The organism is Microvirga sesbaniae (genome assembly GCF_025460805.1).
GTDB lineage: Bacteria > Pseudomonadota > Alphaproteobacteria > Rhizobiales > Beijerinckiaceae > Microvirga > Microvirga sesbaniae.
On record NZ_JAMXFJ010000015.1, the window covers coordinates 54,389 to 71,504 of the forward strand.

Genomic DNA, 17,116 nt, shown 5'->3' on the forward strand with positions numbered 1-17,116 from the left:
CGCACCGTTGAGTGCGAAAAAACTGGGTCCACTTTTTCGCACGATGCGCTAAAGCTTACGCAGCCAGAGGCTGGTCTCGTGGGCCCCGGGGACCAGCGGCAGCTCCGCCAGGATTCCCTGCGAGAACGCGGATCCATGGTCCCTGACGAGGGCGTGGCTCGCGAAAACCAGCTCGTAGGCGCCGCCCTGCAGGAGAGCCCCCACCAGCAATTGCTCGTTGTACCCGCGCCAGCCCCAGACCTCCGGGTAGGCGTCGGGCAGCGTGATGTCGTGGACGTGGATCAGCGTCCCGCCGGCGAGGCGCGGCAGCACGTCGAGGAAAAGGCGGTCCACATCCGTGCCCGGCATGGCGATGTGGCTGGAATCGACGAACAGGATGTCGCCGGCCGCGAGGGCCTCGAACTCGGCCGGGTCGGCATCCCGCAGGAGCGCCTGCCGGTGCTCCACGTCGAGGGTCTTCAACGTGGCCCGGGGGGCGGGATCGATGCAGGTGATCCGGGTGGGAAGCCCCCCGTCCCGAACCGCCCGGGCCATGAAGCGGGTCGAATGGCCGGAGCCGATCTCGACGATCCGCCTGGGCTTGTCCCGCCGGACGATGGCGTAGGCCGCGGCGGCGTCGAGACGGGGAAACCAGCTCTGATCGAACCGCGCCGGCCCCCTGCCCCGCAGGATCGCGCGCAGGTCCTCCGCATGGGCGTCGATCGCCTCCAGCACCTGGGCGAAGCGCGGACGCGCGGCCTCGAACACGGGGCGCAGCGCGGGGTAATCCTGCGGCTCGACGCTTCCGGCATACCGATAGGGAATGAAGAAGCCGAGCGGTTTCACGCCAAGCAGCGTCGCGAGGCCGAAGCGCAGCCGGCGCCAGAAGACGGTCATTGATCGGAGGAGGAGAGCGGCGGCGGCGGTACGGACCCGTCGGGCGCCACGACCCGGCCGCGCCAGGCCTGCGCCAGCCGCGCGCGCTCGAACATCAGCACGACCACGAGCGAGAGGGCGAACGGGATCAGGAGATAGAAGAGACGGAAGATGATGAGGGCCGCCAGGACGTCGGCCTTGGGGATGTCGGGCATCGCGGTCAGGAAGACGAGCTCGAACACGCCGAGACCGCCGGGCGCATGGCTGACCAGGGCGGCCGAGAACGACGCCAGGAAGACCGCCAGCACGATGATGAAGCTCGGCTCGAGATGGGCCGGAAGCACGAAATAGATGATGCCGGCCGCGCCCAGGAGCTCGAGCGGCGCGGCGATCAGCTGGCGCACCATCACGGCCGGCCGGGGATATTCCAGCTTGGCCTTGCGGACGACGAGCGGCGGGAGGTGCAGAATGGACCCGACCACGTAAAGCGCCACGAAGCCGAGGAGCAGGATGCCGACGATGCGGGCCGTCGCCGGGTTGGTCAGGACCGAGGGAAGCAGTTCCTCGAGCCGGTGCAGCAGGGTCGGGTCGGCCACCAGGGCGATGCCGCCGAGCAGGATGGTGCCGAGCCCGAAGGTGAAGGAGCACAGGGCGACCAGCACGGCGATCTGAGGCGCGCCCAGGCCCTTCGAGGTATAGGCGCGATAGCGCACGACCGCGCCGGAAAAGACCGAGGCGCCGATGTTGTGCGACAGGGCGTAGGTGGTGAACGACGTGATGGACACGAACAGCCACGAAATGTGGCGGACGCCCAGGTGCAGCAGGGCGATCCGGTCGTACCAGGCCAGGGCCGCATAGGCCACGAGGGTGGACAGGGCCGCGAGGGCATAGCGATGGGGCGGAACGGCGGTCAGGCTGTCCCAGACGTCGTCGAGGGACATGCCGCGCAGCTCGCGATACAGAAGCCAGCCCGACACGACGACTGCCAGCAACCCGATCACGGGCCAAATGAACTCACGCACATTCTTCATAGAGCCGGCAGAACTCCCTCGCTGTTATCTTCTGTGCCCACAATCCCATTGTTCCGCAAGGGGATTATGCCTTGCCGCAACATGACATAAGGTCCAAGGCCGGCACCCGCCACGGGAGGCAAGGCCGGGGCGGCTCCATGGAAGCCGGGAGGCATGTCCGGCCTGCAACCGGAAGGGAGTGACGCGGGACCCCGATGCCCTTATCAAACGGCACCCTTCCTCTTCCCCATCGCGTCCACGAGGCCCGGTCCATGACGACGGAACCTGCAACGGCTCTCAACCTCAACGGCTACACGGACCTGCCGCCCGGCAAGATCGCCGCGATCGTCACATATCTCGACATGCGCGAGCGCCCCAGCACGCCGCCGTCTTGCAAGCCCGCGGGCTGGAGCCTTCATCGGATCGATCGGGACCGCCCGCGCTACCGGGCGCTGTTCAGGGCAATCGGCGAACCCTGGCTCTGGTTCAGCCGCGCGGTCATGGCCGACGACAGGCTGGCGTCCATCCTCGACGATCCCGGGGTGGAAGCCTATGCGCTGCACGACGGCACGGCCGATGTGGGGCTGCTCGAACTCGACTTCCGGATCGACCGGGAGGTCGAGCTGGCGTTTCTCGGGCTCGTTCCCGGGTTCATCGGCCAGGGCGCGGGCCGCTTCCTGATGAACGAGGCCATCGCCCGCGCCTTCGCCCGGCCGATCGAGCGCTTCTTCGTCCACACCTGCACGCTCGACGCCCCGGGGGCCCTCGCCTTTTACATGCGGTCGGGCTTCACCCCGTACCGGCGCGCCATCGAGGTGGCCGACGATCCTCGGCTGCTCGGGTTCCTCCCGCGGGAGGCCGCCCCCCAGGTGCCGATCCTGACGGCCCCGGCGTGAAAAAGGGCGCGGTCGGTCGAGCGCGCCCTTCGATCACGGGAATTGTTCGGACGGTCAGGCGGTGGCGCGGACGGCGCGGCCCTGCCCGGTCTGGCTGATCGCGGCATCCAGGCTCCGCTCGCGATCCTCCAGGCTCTCGGCCTTCTTCAGCTCCTCGAAGGCCTCGCCGAGCTCCGCCTTCGCGTCGTCGAGCTGGATGTGAAGGTTCTGAGCCGAGTGGCGGAGGTTGTCGCGGCGCTGGGCCGCGGCGCGCGCATAGGTTGGATAGGCAAAGTGGTTCGGGTCGGCGATGCCGGCCTTCTGCTCTTCCGCCGCGATCTCCCGGTCGAGGTCAGCCGCCATGCGGTCGAACTCGGCGATCATCATCTCGATCTGCGCCACCCGTCGACGCTTCTCGTCGACCTGAAAGCGCTTGAGGCGGATGAGCGTATCCCGCGACTTCATCTTGATTCAACTCCACACGTCGCTGTTTCACTGCATCTCACGGATCGCTCAGTTATCCGCCAGACATGCCCGACCATCGCCCACGGAGGTTGAGCTTTCCTTACCGCCTGCGACAAAAAATTTCCTATCCCCTGGCTCCCCTGCGGCGCGCATGGGCCCGGGAGCGACGTCGTCCGGCTTTGTAAACCTTTCGTTTACCGGTTTCGTTAACACTGGGTCGGTCACGGGCGCGGCCAGACCGGATCCGCCTCCGGATTCACCTGAAACGCTTAGGTTACAAGAATTTGGGATGATGTGAGGCGGTTCCCTATGGTTACCCAGAATCCACAGGACAATCGTCTTCGGCGGATGATCTGCCGGCCAAGGTCGTTAAGCGCTTGCATCCCAGAATCAGTGTTTGTTAACCATTCTGAATTAGCGTTTCGAATCAGTTCAAAAGAGCATCCGTCGCAGGCCCGGCGTCGGATGGGCAGTCTTCCGCTGCTCTCAAGCTCAAGGGCAAGGGCTGGGGATTGAACATGCGCGTACTTCTGATTGAAGACGACAGCGCGACAGCGCAAAGCATCGAACTGATGCTGAAGTCCGAGAACTTCAACATTTATACGACGGATCTCGGCGAAGAGGGCATCGACCTCGGCAAACTCTACGACTACGACATCATCCTTCTCGATCTGAACCTGCCCGACATGTCGGGCTACGAGGTTCTGCGGACGCTCCGCGTCGCGAAGGTGAAGACCCCGATCCTGATCCTGTCCGGCATGGCCGGCATCGAGGACAAGGTGAAGGGCCTCGGCTTCGGGGCCGACGACTATCTGACCAAGCCGTTCCACAAGGACGAGATGGTGGCCCGCATCCATGCGATCGTCCGCCGCTCGAAGGGTCACGCCCAATCGGTGATCACCACCGGGGACCTGATCGTGAACCTCGACACCAAGACGGTCGAGGTCAGCGGGGCCCGCGTTCACCTGACGGGCAAGGAGTACCAGATGCTGGAACTCCTCTCCCTGCGCAAGGGCACCACCCTCACGAAGGAGATGTTCCTCAACCACCTCTACGGCGGCATGGACGAACCCGAGCTGAAGATCATCGACGTCTTCATCTGCAAGCTGCGCAAGAAGCTCGCCAATGCCTCGCAGGGCCGCAACTACATCGAGACCGTCTGGGGCCGCGGCTACGTGCTGCGCGAGCCGAACGAGGCGGAAGAGCGCATCGCGATCTAGAGCATTTTAGAGAGTTGATTCCACGTGAGTGGGAACAGCTCTAAGCCTCGCGATCGATGGCACACCCAAAAAGGCCCGGTTCAGACCCGGGCTTTTTTGTTGACGGTACGGGAGGCCTGCATGAAATCCGTTCTTGTCTCGTGGCAGTTCTGGGCCCTGCTTTCAGCCGCCTTCGCGGCTCTGACGGCCATCTTCGCCAAAGTGGGCATCGAGCAGATCAACTCGGACTTCGCCACGTTCATCCGGACGGTCGTGATCCTGTTCGTCCTCGGGGGGATCCTCGTCGCCAGCGGCCAGTGGCAGGCGCCTGCCTCCATTTCCGGAAGGACCTATCTGTTCCTTGTGCTGTCCGGGTTGGCCACCGGTGCGTCCTGGCTCTGCTACTTCCGGGCCCTGAAGCTCGGCGATGCGGCCCGCGTCGCCCCGCTCGACAAGCTCAGCGTCGTGCTCGTCGCCCTGTTCGGCGTGCTGTTTCTGGGCGAGAAGCTGGCGATGCCGAACTGGATCGGCATCGCTCTGATCGCGTCGGGCGCGGTTCTCGTCGCCTATAAGGGCTGACCGGCAGCCTCAGGCCAAGGCGGCCTTGATCGTCACCTCGTCGCCTTCGAGGCTGAAGGCGACGCTCATGCTCGAGGCGCGCGCCACCATGCCGGCATAGTAGATCTGGATGCCGTGGGCATCGACGGTGCCGGTTTCCGAATTGCCCGCCAGCAGCGCCTCGGAATGTGCGGGAATGCGGGCATTCAGCCCCTTCGAGACGATCGTGAAGGCGCAGTTCTCCGCATCTCCCGTGACGGTCACGGCAATCGAGCCGCCCCGCGGGATGGCCGCCGTGGCGATCATGACCAGATTGAGGAGCAGCTTCACCCGGTTCTTCGGGAAGAGGAGCCGCGGCGACGACCAGGAGAAGGAGATCTTGTCGTCGAGGAAGAGCCCACGGGCCACCTGCTCAGCGTCGCCGAGATCGATCGAGGCCCCCGCCGATCCGGCCGCCCCGAAGGCCAGCCGGGCGAATTGCAGCCGGGCGGAGGCCTGGCGGGCGCTCTTGTTGATGAGATCGAGCGCGAAGTCGCGCATGGAGGCGTCGCTGTCGTCCTCCAGAACCTCCAGCCCGTTGACGATCGCGCCCACCGGGGAAATCACGTCGTGGCAGACGCGCGAGCAGAGGAGAGCGGCGAGGTCGAGCGAATCGAGCGAGATCGTGGCCATGAGGGCTCCGGAAGCACCGTAATGTCAGCTATGTGTTCATGAAATCGAGATTTCGACCAGCATGCATACAGCCAAACAGAAAAGAGAACGTGAACCCGGATACCCGGCTATGAGTTCTTTGAAAAGCGGGCAAAAAGAGATCGACAGGTCTCAAGGGAGCAGGCACAAAGCCATGATGCGCTTCGATGGTCAGAATCCCGACGAGATCGCCCTCAAGCTCGCCCATATCGCCTGGGAGGCGGGCCGCATCCTGCGCGGCATGGAAAGTGCCATCGTCGACAAGCGCATCAAGGATGACGGGACTCCGACGACGGCGGCGGATCTCGCAGCCGAACGGCTGATCATCCAACGTCTCGACGAATCGTGGTCCGGCGTGCCGGTCGTGGCGGAGGAAACCTCCAGCTCCACGCAGACGGACGACTACTTCTTCCTCGTGGACCCTCTCGATGGGACCGGCGATTTCATTCATGGCACCGGTGAATACAGCGTCAACATCGCCTTGATCCACGGCGACAGGCCCGTGGCGGCCGTGGTGGCGGCTCCGGCCATGGGATCGGTGTGGATCGCCGGGGACACGGCCCTCAAGAGTCCCCTGCCGGACAGTCTGGAGGCGGGATTCGACTGGCGCGAGGCGAGGGTTCGTCCAGCCCCCGAGAAGGACCTCGTGGCCCTGGTCAGCCGCCGTCACGGCGACATGGCGACGGAAACGTGCCTGTCGGCCCTGTCGATCGGAACGCGGCGCATGACCTCGTCGGCCCTGAAATTCTGCCTCATCGCGTCTGGCGAGGCCGATGTCTACGTACGCTGCGGCCCCACCATGGAATGGGACACGGCGGCCGGGGATCACATTCTCACCTGCGCGGGCGGCAGCGTCGTCGGGCCGGGCGGCGCTCCGCTGACCTACGGCCACGAAGGAAGGGGCTACCGCAACGGCCCCTTCGCGGCGATCGGCGATGGGGCTCTCGCGACGCGCCTCGATCTGCCGGTTTCGGCCTCGGTCGCCTGAATCCCACGACCGATCGGGGAATTTTTCGCGACGTTGCCGGTCGGAATGATGAATCCCGCGCGTCCCTTGGGCTTTCCGTACAGAGATTGTTAGGGTTGATGATCTTAAACTTCGGGCCTCGATAGCAGCCCTCCGGCCCGAGCGGCCGGACGGCCCCCTGTCTCATGCGAGGAGATAGCCCATGCGCTCCCGATCCACGTTCCTTGCGGCAGCGGCCTTTGCCGCCCTGATCGGCACCCTGCCCTTCCAGGCCTCGGCGCAATCCGTTCAACGCGCCTACGCGAGCAATCCCGGCAATCCCAACTCGTTCAATTCCAACGAACTGGTCGAGTCGGGACACCAGTTCTTCGGTTCGGCCTCCCGCGGTCTCGCCCTTGCTCTCCAGGAGGCGATCAGGCGGTGGGGCGAGCCCAACGGCTACATCCTGGGTCAGGAAGCCTCCGGGGCCTTCTTCGGCGGCCTGCGCTACGGCGAGGGCAAGCTTTTCACCCGCAACGCGGGAGACCGTCGCATTTTCTGGCAGGGACCGTCGCTGGGCTTCGATGTGGGCGGCGACGGAGCCCGCACCATGATGCTCGTCTACAACATGCCCTTCACCGAGGCCCTCTATAAGCGCTTCGTGGGCATCGACGGCTCGGCCTATTTCATCGGCGGCTTCGGCGTGACGGCCGTGGCCGCGGACGAGATGATCGTGGTTCCGATCCGGGCCGGCGTGGGCGCCCGTCTCGGCGTCAATGTCGGGTACCTGAAGTTCACCTCGGAACCGACCTGGAATCCGTTCTAGGACACAGGGCGGGCCGGCATCTGCCCGCCAGCCAGTGGAAACGGCCCGCGAATGCGCTACAACGGGCCGTCTGGGGCACGATGGCTCTGGAAAGCTGCGCAGGCACAAGTCAAGGTGCTTGAGCGTTACCGGTCAAGCATCTTGGAGTTGGCGTCCGCGTGATCGAAAGCATCATGATCTTTGCGCTGGGGTTCGTTGCAGCATCCCTCATCGCGCTTCTCATCATCCCGGCCGTGAATGCGCGAGCGGAGCGCCTGGCCCGACGCAGGGCCGAGGCTCTGTTTCCCATGTCGATTTCGGAGCTGACGGCGGAGAAGGACCACCTCCGGGCCGAATTCGCCGTGCTGCAGCGGCGCATCGAGCGCAAGGCCGAGGAGGCCCTCGCCTTCAAGCACGAGAGCATGGAAGAGCTCGGCCGTCGGGCCATCCGCATCGAGGCTCTCGAAGCCACCCTGGCCGAACGGGACAGGACGGTGTCGGAGCTTGAGACTAGGCTGGCCGAGACCCAGACACGCCTCGCCGCCGCCGAGGCCGATCAGACGCAGACGCAAACCTATCTCTCGAGCACGCGCGAGACGCTGGCCGCTCTCGAGAATGCCCACCGGGCCACCCTGGACGAGCTGTCGAACACCCGCATGGAACTGGATCTGGCGCAGCAGGAGCGCGCCAAGCTCAGGAACGAGCTCATCCACGCGGACGAGAAGCTCTCCCGTCTCGAGACCGAGTTCACGGATGCGCAACGGCGTCTTACGGCCTCCCTGAGCGAGCTCGACACCAAACGCATCACCATTTCCGACCTCGAAACCCGCCTGATGACCCAGACCGCCCGCGGCAACGACTTCGAGAGAGCGCTGGGCGAGCGCCACAGCGAGCTCTCGGACGAGCGCCTGCGCTTGGCCGAGCTGGCCAAGAGTCTTGCCGCCGAGCAGGAACGCGGCCTGATCCTGGAGCAGAAGATCCGGGAGATCGAAAGCGAGCGGGACGAGGTTCAGGCCCGCTTTGCGGGGCTGGAGAGTTCGCAGGGCCAGAACGACGAACTCCGCCGCGAGATCTCCGAAGTGGCCGCTCAGATCATGAAAAGCGGCAGCCAGCCCGGGAACGGGAAGGACCGCGAGAACAACAGGTCCCGTGACGGCAAGCGCCGGCGCTCGGCGGGAAAGTAGCCCCGCCGAGCGCCGGAACCGTCAAAGGCGGTGCGACTACTTGGGTTGTACCTGCTGATTGCCCCCGGGACTTCCCGGCGGGCGAATGACCGGCGTGGTGCCCGGATCAGGGACAGGCGCCGGCACGGTAATGTCCGGTGTGGCATTCTCCGGCGGACGGATCACCCCGTCGGAACGCTCCAGCTTGTCGCTCAAGGTATTGGTCGAACCAGTCTCGGAGGGTCCGTTCGTGCCGGAGAGATTGCTGTCCGGCTCGACCTTTTCGGCCGGCATCTGGCTGGGAGCAGGCATGTTCGGAGCCTGCTGCCTCAGAACCTCGGGGTTTTGCGCCAGGGCAGCCGTGCCGAGGCCGGCTGCCAGGATCGTGGATAAGACCAACACACGCTTCATGGGTCGCTCCTTTGGAAAGGCAACGAGCGACCCAGGAGGGGGTTCCGGCCCAGCTACTCGGCGGCCAGGGCCGGTGAGCCGGCCATGGTCAGGTAGAGCTCCCGCAACCGTTTCGTGATCGGGCCCGGCTTGCCGTCGGCGACCGGCCGCCCGTCGATGGACACGACGGGAAGGACGAAGTTAGACGCGCTGGTGAGGAAAGCCTCGGCGGCGCCATAGGCCTCCTCGACCGTGAAGCGGCGCTCCTCGAGCTTGATCCCGGCTTCTCTCGAGAGTTCCAGCAGGGACTTGCGCGTGATGCCCGGCAGGATGGCGTTGGACAGCGGACGCACGACGATGCTGCCGCCCGTCGTGACGATGAAGGCGCTGGACGAGCCCCCCTCCGTCACGAAACCATCCTCCACCAGCCAGGCCTCCTGCGCACCGGCCTCTCGGGCCGCCTGCTTGGCGAGAACCTGAGCGAGCAGGTTGATCGACTTGATGTCGCGCCGCTGCCAGCGCAGGTCGGGCACGGTGACGACGGCGATCCCCGTCTGCGCCGCGGGCGCTGCGGCAATGGCCTTGGCCTGGGTGAACATCGCGACCGTCGGCTTGGTGTTCTCCGGGAAGAAGAAGTCACGCTCGGCGACGCCGCGGGTGACCTGGAAGTAGATGAAGCCCTCCGTCATGGCGTTTCGGCGAGCCAATTCCTCCTGGAGAGACGTCCACTCGGCCCTGGTATAGGGATTGGGGATGCGGATCTCGGCGAGAGAGCGCTCCAGGCGCTCCAGATGGGCCTCGTTGTCGATCAGCCGCCCGTCGAGCATGCCGATGCCTTCATAGACGCCATCCCCGAACATGAAGCCTCGATCCATGAAGGGCACCTTGGCCTCTTCGATCGGCAGGAAGGATCCATTGAGGAAGACGATGCGGGACATGAGACCTCCAAAGTCGTAACCCGACTCAACCAAGCTTAACCTATGGGCAGACGAACGGTCCGATCTATATGAACCGGGGCACCCGCAGCGACGCCGGCGATAGGTATCCCCATCATGAGATCGATGCCACTTCTCATTTTGAAAGCCCTTCCGTTCCTGTTCACCGTTTCATCCGCCGCGGCAGGATCCCTTCCGGCCCAGAGCTGGTTCAACCAGCAGGGCTATGTCGGCCCGTCGGGCGGCCGGATCATTGCCTGTCACGGCTATGGATGCGTGCGTCGGATGGCGATCTCGGTCGATGGAACCTGGATCGACAGGGCCAGGGCGGCTCTGAAATCCGGTCAGGCTTCGCCGGATGCGGAGCGGCGGGCTCTGGGCGAGGTGATCAGATCCTACACCGCCTATCTTGCCACGTCCCTGGGCGGGAAGCCCGACGTGCCGGGGTCTCCGCCCCAGATGTCCGGCGTCTATGGTCAGATGGACTGCCTGGACGAGACCACCAACACCACGAGCCTGCTCCTGGTTCTGCAAGAGCAGGGCCTTCTCACCCATCATATCGTGGAATATCCGGAATCGCGGGGCTTCTTCCTGGACGGACGCTATCCGCATTTCACGGCGGTCATCGCGGAGAAACGGTCCGGAACGGCCTGGGCGGTTGATCCCTGGGAGAAGGCCCCGGGTCAGCGGCCGGATATCCTGCCGCTCACGCAGTGGCGGCAGGATTCCTGACGAGGCTTACTTCAGATGCTGAGCGAGGTGCTTGTTCATCTCGAACATCGTCACCTTCGGCTTGCCGAAGATCGGCTGCAGCTTGTCGTCAGCCAGGATTTCGCGCTTGTTCTCAGGATTCTGAAGGTTGTTCTTCTTGATGTAATCCCAGATCTTGCTCACGACCTCGCCGCGCGGGAGCGGATCCGAGCCTACGATGGCGGCCAGTTCCTTGGACGGCTGCAGAGGCTTCTGAAGAGCATTGGGCTTGGAGCCGGCAGCCTTCTTAGCGGCAGGCTTGTCTGCAGCCTTCTTCGCACCGGCTTTTCCGTCTGTAGTCTTGGTCGGCATGTATTCCTCCGGGAATGGTATGGGAAAGCTCGTCGACGGCCGTCACTCGGGCCCGAAAAGCTGATTGACCAGCCTTCGGTCGGACGTAGCGGAAAGGCATACTGGAGTCCGGCCCCCTGACAGAAGGTCAATTCCGGCAGAGCTTATGTCCGCTCAACGTCATCAGCAAGCCAGAGTTCAGGAATTTAGGCGGTTTTCGGGAATGGGAGGATCTTGGCCGCATGTTCGGCGGGGGGCCGTGGACTTTTGGCAACATGGGTGAAGCGTCTCGTCCGCTCCGCCGCGGAAATCACATGGGACACGATGGCCTCGTTGGGGCACGGCTTGGCCAGGAACGCCGCTCCGGGCGGAAGGTCCCCCTCGGACGGCCATTGCCGACCCGACATGATGAGGATCTCGGTTCCCGGCCAGGAACGATGGACCCGATGAGCCAGTTCGAACCCGTTGCAGCCCATGGGCATATCCACGTCCGTCAGAAGGACGTTGACGGGAAGGCCGGCCTCGAGAAGCACCAGGGCCTCCGTGGCGTTGGCAGCCTCGACCACCTTGAAACCGGCTTCTTCGAGAAGGTCTGATATGAAGAGGCGGATGAGAGGCTCGTCTTCAACGAGCAGAACGGTGGAAGGCTCGGCGGGCATCGACTTCTTGACTCGTTGCACAATGTCCGACAACGCCGCCGAAACGGTTTGGTTCCAGGCCCACCCATGTTCGCGTTACGTTACTCCATAACAGCCCCGGAACCCTGACGCTTCTCCACGTGATGAGCCAGGCCTTCCGACGCGATGTTCTTGAATTTCGCTTCGATCTCGAAATCGGACCAAGCCAAATGACGCATCACCAGGTCGTTGATGGCCTCGTTCCACATGAGATCCGAGTGGGCGCGCAGTTCCCTTGGCTTGATTCCTGCGGCGACGAGAGCCTGGAAATCCGGCAGCGCCCCGATGTCCTGATCGGGCAGCAGGTCTTCCCGGGACACGCTCACATGGCTTACGGGCCGCACGCCGCGCCAGGAGGCGATGATGCGGGCGATCCGGGGGTCGTCCGGCTCCATGTACTCGCCCTGACTCATGATCCAGTGATGATGCAGGTCGAGGACGAGCGGCACGTCGTCGGTGAGCGGCAGGAGATCGTCGAGGCCGAAGCTGACCTCATCGTTTTCGATCGTGATGAGATTGCGGGCCGTGTTCGACAGACGGGCGAGCCCGCTCCTGATGCCCTCGGCCCCCAGCGCTTTCGCACCGCCATGGATGTTGATGTGGGCGCCGTGCGGATGCCAGCCGTCACCGTAGCCCATGAGCGCCATGATCTCGGCATGGTACTCGAACTCCGCCAGACCGTTCGCCGCCGCGGCCGGATTGGCGGACGCGATGACGCAGAACTGGCCGGGATGCATGCTGAGCCGCACGTCGCTGTCCCGGGCGAACCGCCCCATCGCGGCGAGCTTCGCGTCGATCAGACGGCGCAGATCCGGGTCACGGTAGAAGTCCTTGCAGCCCGGATGCGTGTAGCCCGGAAGAAGATCGCTCGACAGGCGATGCAGACGCTCGATCTTCGGTCGCGTCGCCACATGGGCGATCTGCAGCCGGAACGCCTCCAGGTTATGAGCCACGACCCCTCTGAGCTTGTCGTAGGCCGCCTTCGGATCGAGCCGTCCGAGATAGGCCATGGTCACCGTGCTCGTGTTCATCGCCCGCGCGGATTGGGCATCGCCATCCTCGGGAATGTACTTGCAGCAGAAGCCGAAACGGGAGTGTTGCATGACCAGGGATGACGTTATCGGATCGTCACAGGTTCCCGCCTGCGGCGTCGTCAGCAGGGCAGAGGATTGACGGTGAGATGCTCGACGGATCGGAGAAGCGCCCGCTCCTCGAACGGCTTCGCGACGAAGGCCGCCTGACAAAGAGGTTCGGGCAGGTCGGAGGGACTCGAGGCCGACACGAACACGAATGGGATTCGTCGCTCGATGAGAGCCTCGGCAACGCCGAAACTTTTTCCGCCGATGACGTCGATGTCGAGCAAGGCACAATCGAATTCGTCATCGAGATGTCGGTAGGCCTCGTCGATGGAGCCGAGCGAGTCGACGACTTCATGCCCTTCGGATTCGAGAATGGATTGCAGATCCGTCGCAATCCACGGATCGTCTTCCAGGATCAGAATACGCATGCCCCAACTCCGCCATCCGACCCGCAAGCGGACCGTCTCTCGCACCACACTCACCGGGGATAGGAAAGTTTATCCTTGTGCAGAGCCAACAAGTTGGGAAGCAGCTCGTTCCCTCATGTCTTTCGAAGAAACGTCTTTCAAAGGAATAAGGTTAAGAAAAGGGTTGCGCCGCGTCCGTCGATCGGGAGCCATTCACCGGGGAGATCTTGAATTCATCGGTCCCCATTCCTATTTTAGGGTCATCCTGGTGGCATCATCGCCTGCCAGAAACGGTCACGATGCCGAGACGATGACGCCGGATGTACGCGCATCGTTTCGCCGTGGCCGTTGCCATTTCTCCCTCCGCACCGGCTCATGGCCCAGCCTGTCGCCCACACGGGCACAGGCCCATGAAAAACGCCGGCTTTCGCCGGCGCTTCCGATCGTGGTTGGCGGCTCATGCCTCAGTGTTGGTTGGCATCCCGCTGGCCGTTGAACTCGCTCTCATGCCGGCTGAAGCGCGCGTCGTCGCCGTTGAAAGTCTCTTCGACATATTCACGGCCGCGATTGGCAGCATCACGGGCGTAACGAAGGCCCTGGTTGCGGACCTCGTCCGCCCACTCGCCGAACATCTCGTTCTCACGGCGGGTGCGCGGCAGGAGAGCGCCCAGGAGCAGACCTGCGGCGAGACCCACGAGGCCGACGACCATCGGGTTTTCCGAGACATAGCTCTGAACACCTCCGCGGGCGCTGCCGAAAGCCCGGGCCGAGCGGCCGCCCATCTGGTTCACGCGGCGGCGCTGGCCCTCATAGGTGCTGGACGCCCATCCGGACGCGCGCTCGTAGGTGTCGCGGGCCCAGTCGGACGCACCCTCATAGGCATCTTCCGCCTTCTGGCGCACCTGATCGGCGGCCTGTTGAGCCTTGCCGGCCATGGAATCGCCCTGCCCCTGCGCATGCTGCTGGGACGACTGGTTCCTCTGCTGGCCCGCGCCCTGACTTCCGCCCGCGGAAGCCGACGCTTGCGTGGATTTCTGCTCATGGGCGTGAGGCATCGGCGCCTCGCCGATATTGCCCACTGACGTTCCGGCAGAGACATTGCCCGTCGTCCCGGACTGAGCTCCGCTCGGCTTGTCCGTCGGCTTGCCGGTGTCATTCTTCGTATTGGCCATAGGAAACTCCTGTTCTATCCATCAAAGGCGGGAATTGACGCCGGGGCGCTCGAACATCGGGTCGGACGAATGCAAGGGCGCGGCCTCGGCCCCATAGAGGCGTGAATCCTCCATCTCCATCAGGAGATGCTCCTCGGTGATCAGATCCTCATCGGCCGCGATCAGGCGGGTTCGCCGCGGCGCTGCGGACCGTCCGAGCCTGTAGGCGAGAAGCCCGATGCCCATGGCGATCAGCATGACCGGCACCGGGTTACGTCTGACCGTGTCCAGCACCTGCTCGTAGAGCGGCCCGTACGGGCCGTTCCGGGCCGTACCGAGCATGTCGTCGACGACACCGGAGACGGACATCTTGTCCTGGAGACGATCGATGGTCTGGTCGAGCTGAGCGCGGCTGCGCTCGATATCCCGCTCCATCTCCTGCAGGCTCTGTGTCGTCATCATGCACCTCTTTCGGACAGGACTTCCGCATCGCGCTTGAGCGAACGCATCGTCCGCTGCGGCATGAGCGTGGACGAGGTCATGGCGCTGCGTCCCCAGAGCCCGAGACCGATGGCGATCAAGGCCAGCACGCCGCCAACGATCAGCGCGGCAAGCGCCTCCGAATTGACCACGGTGGCAAGCCATTCGACCAGAGACTCGGTGAACAGCATGAGGGCCGCAATGGCGAAGACTGCCGCGACCACCACCATGGCGAGGCCTAAGAACAGGGTGCGGATATTCTGGGAAACCTCGGTCTTGAAGAGGGTGAATTCCTTCTGGGCAAGATCGGTCGATTCCCGGAGCGCCTCACCGACGAGGCCTTGGATGGTTTGGTTGCCGTTGCTGTGCATGGCAGCCTCCGTCAGGCGCCGGTTCTGGAACGCGCGTGCTGGGCTTGGCGCGCACGAACCTGCCCGCCCTGCCCCTGGCCGGCATTCATTCCGTCGTAGCGAAGATCCTCGGCCGTGCTCTTGATGAAGCGCGCCGCGAGAAAGCCCACGGCCACGGATACGGCCGCCACGGTCGCCGGACGGCGACGGACCACATCCTCGAACTCGTTGAAGAAGTCCGCGAAGGTGCGTTCCCGGATGGACTCGGCAAGCTGCTCCAATCCTTCGGCTGCCGTATCGACCACGGCACGAATGTTGGGCCGCTCATCGAAAGAATGGGTGGATTCCCGCAACGAAGTGGCGAAATCCGCAACGGACTGCGCGACATCGTCCTTGCGGCGGTCGACATAATCCGTCGCCTGCTCCCTGGCGGAATCGATGAAGTAGCGGCTGCGCTCCACGGCAACGCCTGCAATGTCGCCGACATCACCCTTCAGCGCATCCCAATCCTCGTTGCCGGTGTCCTGCTGCCTGTCGGTGTTTTGCTGTCCCACGCCCATGGCCAACCTCTCTCAATCGTGAGTGAGTAACCATTAGAAGCGCGGCAGGTTCCGGACGTCTCCGGAACTCAATGCATTGGAGGGATCTTCGTGGTTTGCCCGGGTTGCAGGCGGGACGCTCAGCTCGACGCGACCAGCCAATCGACGAGGTCCGACACCTTCCGGCGGGCCTCGTCGTCCTTCAGCCTCACGAAGCCGCGCACGAGGCGGTTGCTTTCCGAACTGGTCAGGAACTCGGCCATGAGGCCGTCGTCCGCGAACCCGCCCGCCTGGAAGCCCGGAATGCCGCCGAAGAAGAACTCGATGTTCACGTCCAGGATGCCCGCAATGTGGAGCAGGCGGCTCGCGCCGATCCGATTGACCCCCTTCTCGTATTTTTGGACCTGCTGGAACGTAAGCCCAAGGGCGTCCGCGAGCCTTTCCTGGCTCATTCCGAGCATGATCCGCCTGGCCCTGACCCGGCTTCCGATATGCCGGTCGATCTGATTGGGAGACTTCTTCTGCAAATAACGCTCCTGCTACTCTCGTGAATGCTTCCCGTGAATGCTTCCTATGTCCACTTTATCAACCACTGGTAGCATTGTCACATATTTGCCCCTCGGGTTGAATTAGGATACAATATATCAATGGCGCATGGAACGTCGTGCGGAGGCAGCCTTGGCCGGACAGAGCTTCGATTACGCCACTGAAGCGTTTGATATGATTGACCTATTGGACTCGTTGGCCAGCCCGGAAGAGGTTGTGGACGCCGTGGCGAGGTCATTTACGCTCTTCGGCTTCGAGACCTTCATCATCACCGGGCTGCCCCATCCCCGGGAAAGCTTCGAACAGGTTGTTCTTCTCAGAAAGTGGCCCATCGGCTGGTTCGAGATCTACGCTAAGTACGATTACATCCGGTCCGACCCGATCATTCGCCTCTGCAAGACCACCACTCGCCCCTTCGAATGGTCGGAGGCCCCTTATGATCGGGCCGAGGAGCCAAAGGCTGCCGAAGTCATGGACAGGGCCGTCGATTTCGGAATGAGGGAAGGTTTTTGCCTGCCGATCCACGGCATCAACGGCTATGAGGCCTGCTTTTCCATGAGCGGGGCCCATCTGGACCTTTCCCCTCGGACGAAACCGGCCGTCCATCTGATGGCCATGTACGCGTTCGAGCGTGCGCGGCAGTTGCTCGCTCCGAACCCGCAATCGGGCGCCAAGATCCTGACACCGCGGGAATGTGAAATCCTTGTCTGGGCAGCGAACGGGAAATCAGCGGCCGATACGGGTGACATTCTGGGGATTACGGAACGTACGGTGACGGCCCATATCGCCAGCGCCTGTCAGAAGCTTGAGGCTGTTAACAAGACACAGGCGGTCGCCCGGGCGCTGCAATACAAGTTGATCGGCCTTTAATCCCTCCCCTGTAGATTCCTACAATATCTTTTGTCGTTCGAGTGCGTCAGAACCCTTCCATAACAATGAAGGGGACGGCATAGAT

The 17,116-nt window shown here is 63.7% G+C and carries 23 protein-coding genes; 8 read left to right on the top strand and 15 right to left on the bottom strand.

The genetic code is table 11. The features are described from left to right. Positions 1 to 48: 48 nt before the first annotated feature. Both OCW50_RS19675 and OCW50_RS19680 read right to left on the bottom strand, forming a co-directional pair. Positions 49 to 876, bottom strand: coding sequence for a class I SAM-dependent methyltransferase (locus tag OCW50_RS19675; protein ID WP_262298648.1), 828 nt, complete (start codon positions 874 to 876; stop codon positions 49 to 51). Next, positions 873 to 1,886 carry a lysylphosphatidylglycerol synthase domain-containing protein gene (locus tag OCW50_RS19680; protein ID WP_262298649.1) on the bottom strand — a complete coding sequence of 338 codons (1,014 nt, stop codon included), beginning with the start codon at positions 1,884 to 1,886 and terminating at the stop codon, positions 873 to 875. Before OCW50_RS19680 ends, OCW50_RS19675 begins: the two co-directional genes overlap by 4 nt. A gap of 251 nt (positions 1,887 to 2,137) precedes the next feature. Between OCW50_RS19680 and OCW50_RS19685 the strand changes: the two genes are divergently transcribed. Further along, positions 2,138 to 2,761 (top strand): GNAT family N-acetyltransferase, encoded by a 624-nt coding sequence (locus tag OCW50_RS19685; protein WP_262298650.1) that lies wholly within the window; start codon positions 2,138 to 2,140, stop codon positions 2,759 to 2,761. 54 nt (positions 2,762 to 2,815) lie between these two features. On the opposite strand, the gene OCW50_RS19690 is transcribed toward OCW50_RS19685, so the two are convergent. Next, positions 2,816 to 3,205, bottom strand: a complete 390-nt coding sequence (locus OCW50_RS19690) for a flagellar export protein FliJ (protein ID WP_262269804.1) — start codon at positions 3,203 to 3,205, stop codon at positions 2,816 to 2,818. A 518-nt stretch (positions 3,206 to 3,723) separates the two neighbouring features. Between OCW50_RS19690 and ctrA the strand changes: the two genes are divergently transcribed. Continuing rightward, complete coding sequence (ctrA, locus tag OCW50_RS19695; RefSeq protein ID WP_009763776.1) at positions 3,724 to 4,425, top strand: response regulator transcription factor CtrA; 702 nt, start codon at positions 3,724 to 3,726, stop codon at positions 4,423 to 4,425. Positions 4,426 to 4,545: 120 nt separating this feature from the next. After that, on the top strand, positions 4,546 to 4,983 hold the full coding sequence (locus tag OCW50_RS19700) for an EamA family transporter (protein WP_262298651.1): 438 nt from the start codon (positions 4,546 to 4,548) through the stop codon (positions 4,981 to 4,983). A 9-nt stretch (positions 4,984 to 4,992) separates the two neighbouring features. Here the strand turns inward: OCW50_RS19700 and chpT are convergent, their stop codons facing one another. Then, positions 4,993 to 5,634, bottom strand: a complete 642-nt coding sequence (gene chpT / locus OCW50_RS19705; protein ID WP_262298652.1) for a histidine phosphotransferase ChpT — start codon at positions 5,632 to 5,634, stop codon at positions 4,993 to 4,995. 172 nt (positions 5,635 to 5,806) lie between these two features. Between chpT and OCW50_RS19710 the strand changes: the two genes are divergently transcribed. From OCW50_RS19710 to OCW50_RS19720, 3 genes are all read left to right on the top strand, one after another. After that, positions 5,807 to 6,640 carry a 3'(2'),5'-bisphosphate nucleotidase CysQ family protein gene (locus OCW50_RS19710; RefSeq protein WP_262298653.1) on the top strand — a complete coding sequence of 278 codons (834 nt, stop codon included), beginning with the start codon at positions 5,807 to 5,809 and terminating at the stop codon, positions 6,638 to 6,640. 181 nt (positions 6,641 to 6,821) lie between these two features. Then, positions 6,822 to 7,424 (top strand): DUF1134 domain-containing protein, encoded by a 603-nt coding sequence (locus OCW50_RS19715; RefSeq protein ID WP_262269800.1) that lies wholly within the window; start codon positions 6,822 to 6,824, stop codon positions 7,422 to 7,424. Positions 7,425 to 7,582: 158 nt separating this feature from the next. Next, on the top strand, positions 7,583 to 8,587 hold the full coding sequence (locus tag OCW50_RS19720) for a coiled-coil domain-containing protein (protein WP_262298654.1): 1,005 nt from the start codon (positions 7,583 to 7,585) through the stop codon (positions 8,585 to 8,587). Between the two features lie 36 nt (positions 8,588 to 8,623). On the opposite strand, the gene OCW50_RS19725 is transcribed toward OCW50_RS19720, so the two are convergent. Beyond that, complete coding sequence (locus OCW50_RS19725) at positions 8,624 to 8,977, bottom strand: hypothetical protein (RefSeq protein WP_262269798.1); 354 nt, start codon at positions 8,975 to 8,977, stop codon at positions 8,624 to 8,626. A gap of 53 nt (positions 8,978 to 9,030) precedes the next feature. Then, positions 9,031 to 9,894, bottom strand: a complete 864-nt coding sequence (locus OCW50_RS19730; RefSeq protein WP_262298655.1) for a D-amino-acid transaminase — start codon at positions 9,892 to 9,894, stop codon at positions 9,031 to 9,033. A 123-nt stretch (positions 9,895 to 10,017) separates the two neighbouring features. Between OCW50_RS19730 and OCW50_RS19735 the strand changes: the two genes are divergently transcribed. Then, positions 10,018 to 10,623 (top strand): hypothetical protein, encoded by a 606-nt coding sequence (locus tag OCW50_RS19735; protein WP_262298656.1) that lies wholly within the window; start codon positions 10,018 to 10,020, stop codon positions 10,621 to 10,623. 6 nt (positions 10,624 to 10,629) lie between these two features. Here OCW50_RS19735 and OCW50_RS19740 read toward each other — a convergent pair whose 3' ends face one another. From OCW50_RS19740 to OCW50_RS19780, 9 genes are all read right to left on the bottom strand, one after another. Continuing rightward, a complete protein-coding gene (locus OCW50_RS19740; RefSeq protein ID WP_213563760.1) occupies positions 10,630 to 10,953 on the bottom strand; it encodes an SWIB/MDM2 domain-containing protein in 324 nt (107 codons plus the stop codon). 185 nt (positions 10,954 to 11,138) lie between these two features. Continuing rightward, positions 11,139 to 11,591, bottom strand: a complete 453-nt coding sequence (locus OCW50_RS19745) for a response regulator (RefSeq protein ID WP_262298657.1) — start codon at positions 11,589 to 11,591, stop codon at positions 11,139 to 11,141. Positions 11,592 to 11,671: 80 nt separating this feature from the next. Continuing rightward, complete coding sequence (locus OCW50_RS19750; RefSeq protein ID WP_262298658.1) at positions 11,672 to 12,712, bottom strand: apurinic/apyrimidinic endonuclease family protein; 1,041 nt, start codon at positions 12,710 to 12,712, stop codon at positions 11,672 to 11,674. Between the two features lie 50 nt (positions 12,713 to 12,762). Beyond that, on the bottom strand, positions 12,763 to 13,116 hold the full coding sequence (locus OCW50_RS19755; RefSeq protein ID WP_262298659.1) for a response regulator: 354 nt from the start codon (positions 13,114 to 13,116) through the stop codon (positions 12,763 to 12,765). A gap of 443 nt (positions 13,117 to 13,559) precedes the next feature. Next, on the bottom strand, positions 13,560 to 14,267 hold the full coding sequence (locus OCW50_RS19760) for a hypothetical protein (RefSeq protein ID WP_262298660.1): 708 nt from the start codon (positions 14,265 to 14,267) through the stop codon (positions 13,560 to 13,562). Positions 14,268 to 14,288: 21 nt separating this feature from the next. Beyond that, positions 14,289 to 14,705, bottom strand: a complete 417-nt coding sequence (locus OCW50_RS19765; protein WP_262298661.1) for a DUF3618 domain-containing protein — start codon at positions 14,703 to 14,705, stop codon at positions 14,289 to 14,291. After that, complete coding sequence (locus tag OCW50_RS19770; protein WP_262298662.1) at positions 14,705 to 15,097, bottom strand: phage holin family protein; 393 nt, start codon at positions 15,095 to 15,097, stop codon at positions 14,705 to 14,707. The genes OCW50_RS19765 and OCW50_RS19770 overlap by 1 nt, the downstream gene beginning before the upstream one ends. Before the next feature lie 11 nt (positions 15,098 to 15,108). After that, positions 15,109 to 15,636 carry a hypothetical protein gene (locus OCW50_RS19775; RefSeq protein WP_262298663.1) on the bottom strand — a complete coding sequence of 176 codons (528 nt, stop codon included), beginning with the start codon at positions 15,634 to 15,636 and terminating at the stop codon, positions 15,109 to 15,111. A 119-nt stretch (positions 15,637 to 15,755) separates the two neighbouring features. Beyond that, a complete protein-coding gene (locus tag OCW50_RS19780; RefSeq protein ID WP_262298664.1) occupies positions 15,756 to 16,142 on the bottom strand; it encodes a helix-turn-helix domain-containing protein in 387 nt (128 codons plus the stop codon). Positions 16,143 to 16,293: 151 nt separating this feature from the next. On the opposite strand from OCW50_RS19780, the gene OCW50_RS19785 reads away from it, so the two are divergent. Further along, complete coding sequence (locus OCW50_RS19785) at positions 16,294 to 17,031, top strand: helix-turn-helix transcriptional regulator (protein WP_262298665.1); 738 nt, start codon at positions 16,294 to 16,296, stop codon at positions 17,029 to 17,031. The last annotated feature ends 85 nt before the right edge of the window (positions 17,032 to 17,116 follow it).

Bases quoted from the DNA above. Each gene is read 5' to 3' on its own strand.
- OCW50_RS19770 (WP_262298662.1), bottom strand. From the start codon at position 15,097: ATGCACAGCAACGGCAACCAAACCATCCAAGGCCTCGTCGGTGAGGCG.
- OCW50_RS19740 (WP_213563760.1), bottom strand. From the start codon at position 10,953: ATGCCGACCAAGACTACAGACGGAAAAGCCGGTGCGAAGAAGGCTGCA.
- OCW50_RS19735 (WP_262298656.1), top strand. From the start codon at position 10,018: ATGCCACTTCTCATTTTGAAAGCCCTTCCGTTCCTGTTCACCGTTTCA.
- OCW50_RS19765 (WP_262298661.1), bottom strand. From the start codon at position 14,705: ATGACGACACAGAGCCTGCAGGAGATGGAGCGGGATATCGAGCGCAGC.
- OCW50_RS19750 (WP_262298658.1), bottom strand. From the start codon at position 12,712: ATGCAACACTCCCGTTTCGGCTTCTGCTGCAAGTACATTCCCGAGGAT.
- OCW50_RS19680 (WP_262298649.1), bottom strand. From the start codon at position 1,886: ATGAAGAATGTGCGTGAGTTCATTTGGCCCGTGATCGGGTTGCTGGCA.
- chpT (WP_262298652.1), bottom strand. From the start codon at position 5,634: ATGGCCACGATCTCGCTCGATTCGCTCGACCTCGCCGCTCTCCTCTGC.
- OCW50_RS19715 (WP_262269800.1), top strand. From the start codon at position 6,822: ATGCGCTCCCGATCCACGTTCCTTGCGGCAGCGGCCTTTGCCGCCCTG.
- OCW50_RS19710 (WP_262298653.1), top strand. From the start codon at position 5,807: ATGATGCGCTTCGATGGTCAGAATCCCGACGAGATCGCCCTCAAGCTC.
- OCW50_RS19700 (WP_262298651.1), top strand. From the start codon at position 4,546: ATGAAATCCGTTCTTGTCTCGTGGCAGTTCTGGGCCCTGCTTTCAGCC.
- ctrA (WP_009763776.1), top strand. From the start codon at position 3,724: ATGCGCGTACTTCTGATTGAAGACGACAGCGCGACAGCGCAAAGCATC.
- OCW50_RS19730 (WP_262298655.1), bottom strand. From the start codon at position 9,894: ATGTCCCGCATCGTCTTCCTCAATGGATCCTTCCTGCCGATCGAAGAG.
- OCW50_RS19675 (WP_262298648.1), bottom strand. From the start codon at position 876: ATGACCGTCTTCTGGCGCCGGCTGCGCTTCGGCCTCGCGACGCTGCTT.
- OCW50_RS19685 (WP_262298650.1), top strand. From the start codon at position 2,138: ATGACGACGGAACCTGCAACGGCTCTCAACCTCAACGGCTACACGGAC.
- OCW50_RS19775 (WP_262298663.1), bottom strand. From the start codon at position 15,636: ATGGGCGTGGGACAGCAAAACACCGACAGGCAGCAGGACACCGGCAAC.
- OCW50_RS19690 (WP_262269804.1), bottom strand. From the start codon at position 3,205: ATGAAGTCGCGGGATACGCTCATCCGCCTCAAGCGCTTTCAGGTCGAC.
- OCW50_RS19745 (WP_262298657.1), bottom strand. From the start codon at position 11,591: ATGCCCGCCGAGCCTTCCACCGTTCTGCTCGTTGAAGACGAGCCTCTC.
- OCW50_RS19755 (WP_262298659.1), bottom strand. From the start codon at position 13,116: ATGCGTATTCTGATCCTGGAAGACGATCCGTGGATTGCGACGGATCTG.
- OCW50_RS19725 (WP_262269798.1), bottom strand. From the start codon at position 8,977: ATGAAGCGTGTGTTGGTCTTATCCACGATCCTGGCAGCCGGCCTCGGC.
- OCW50_RS19760 (WP_262298660.1), bottom strand. From the start codon at position 14,267: ATGGCCAATACGAAGAATGACACCGGCAAGCCGACGGACAAGCCGAGC.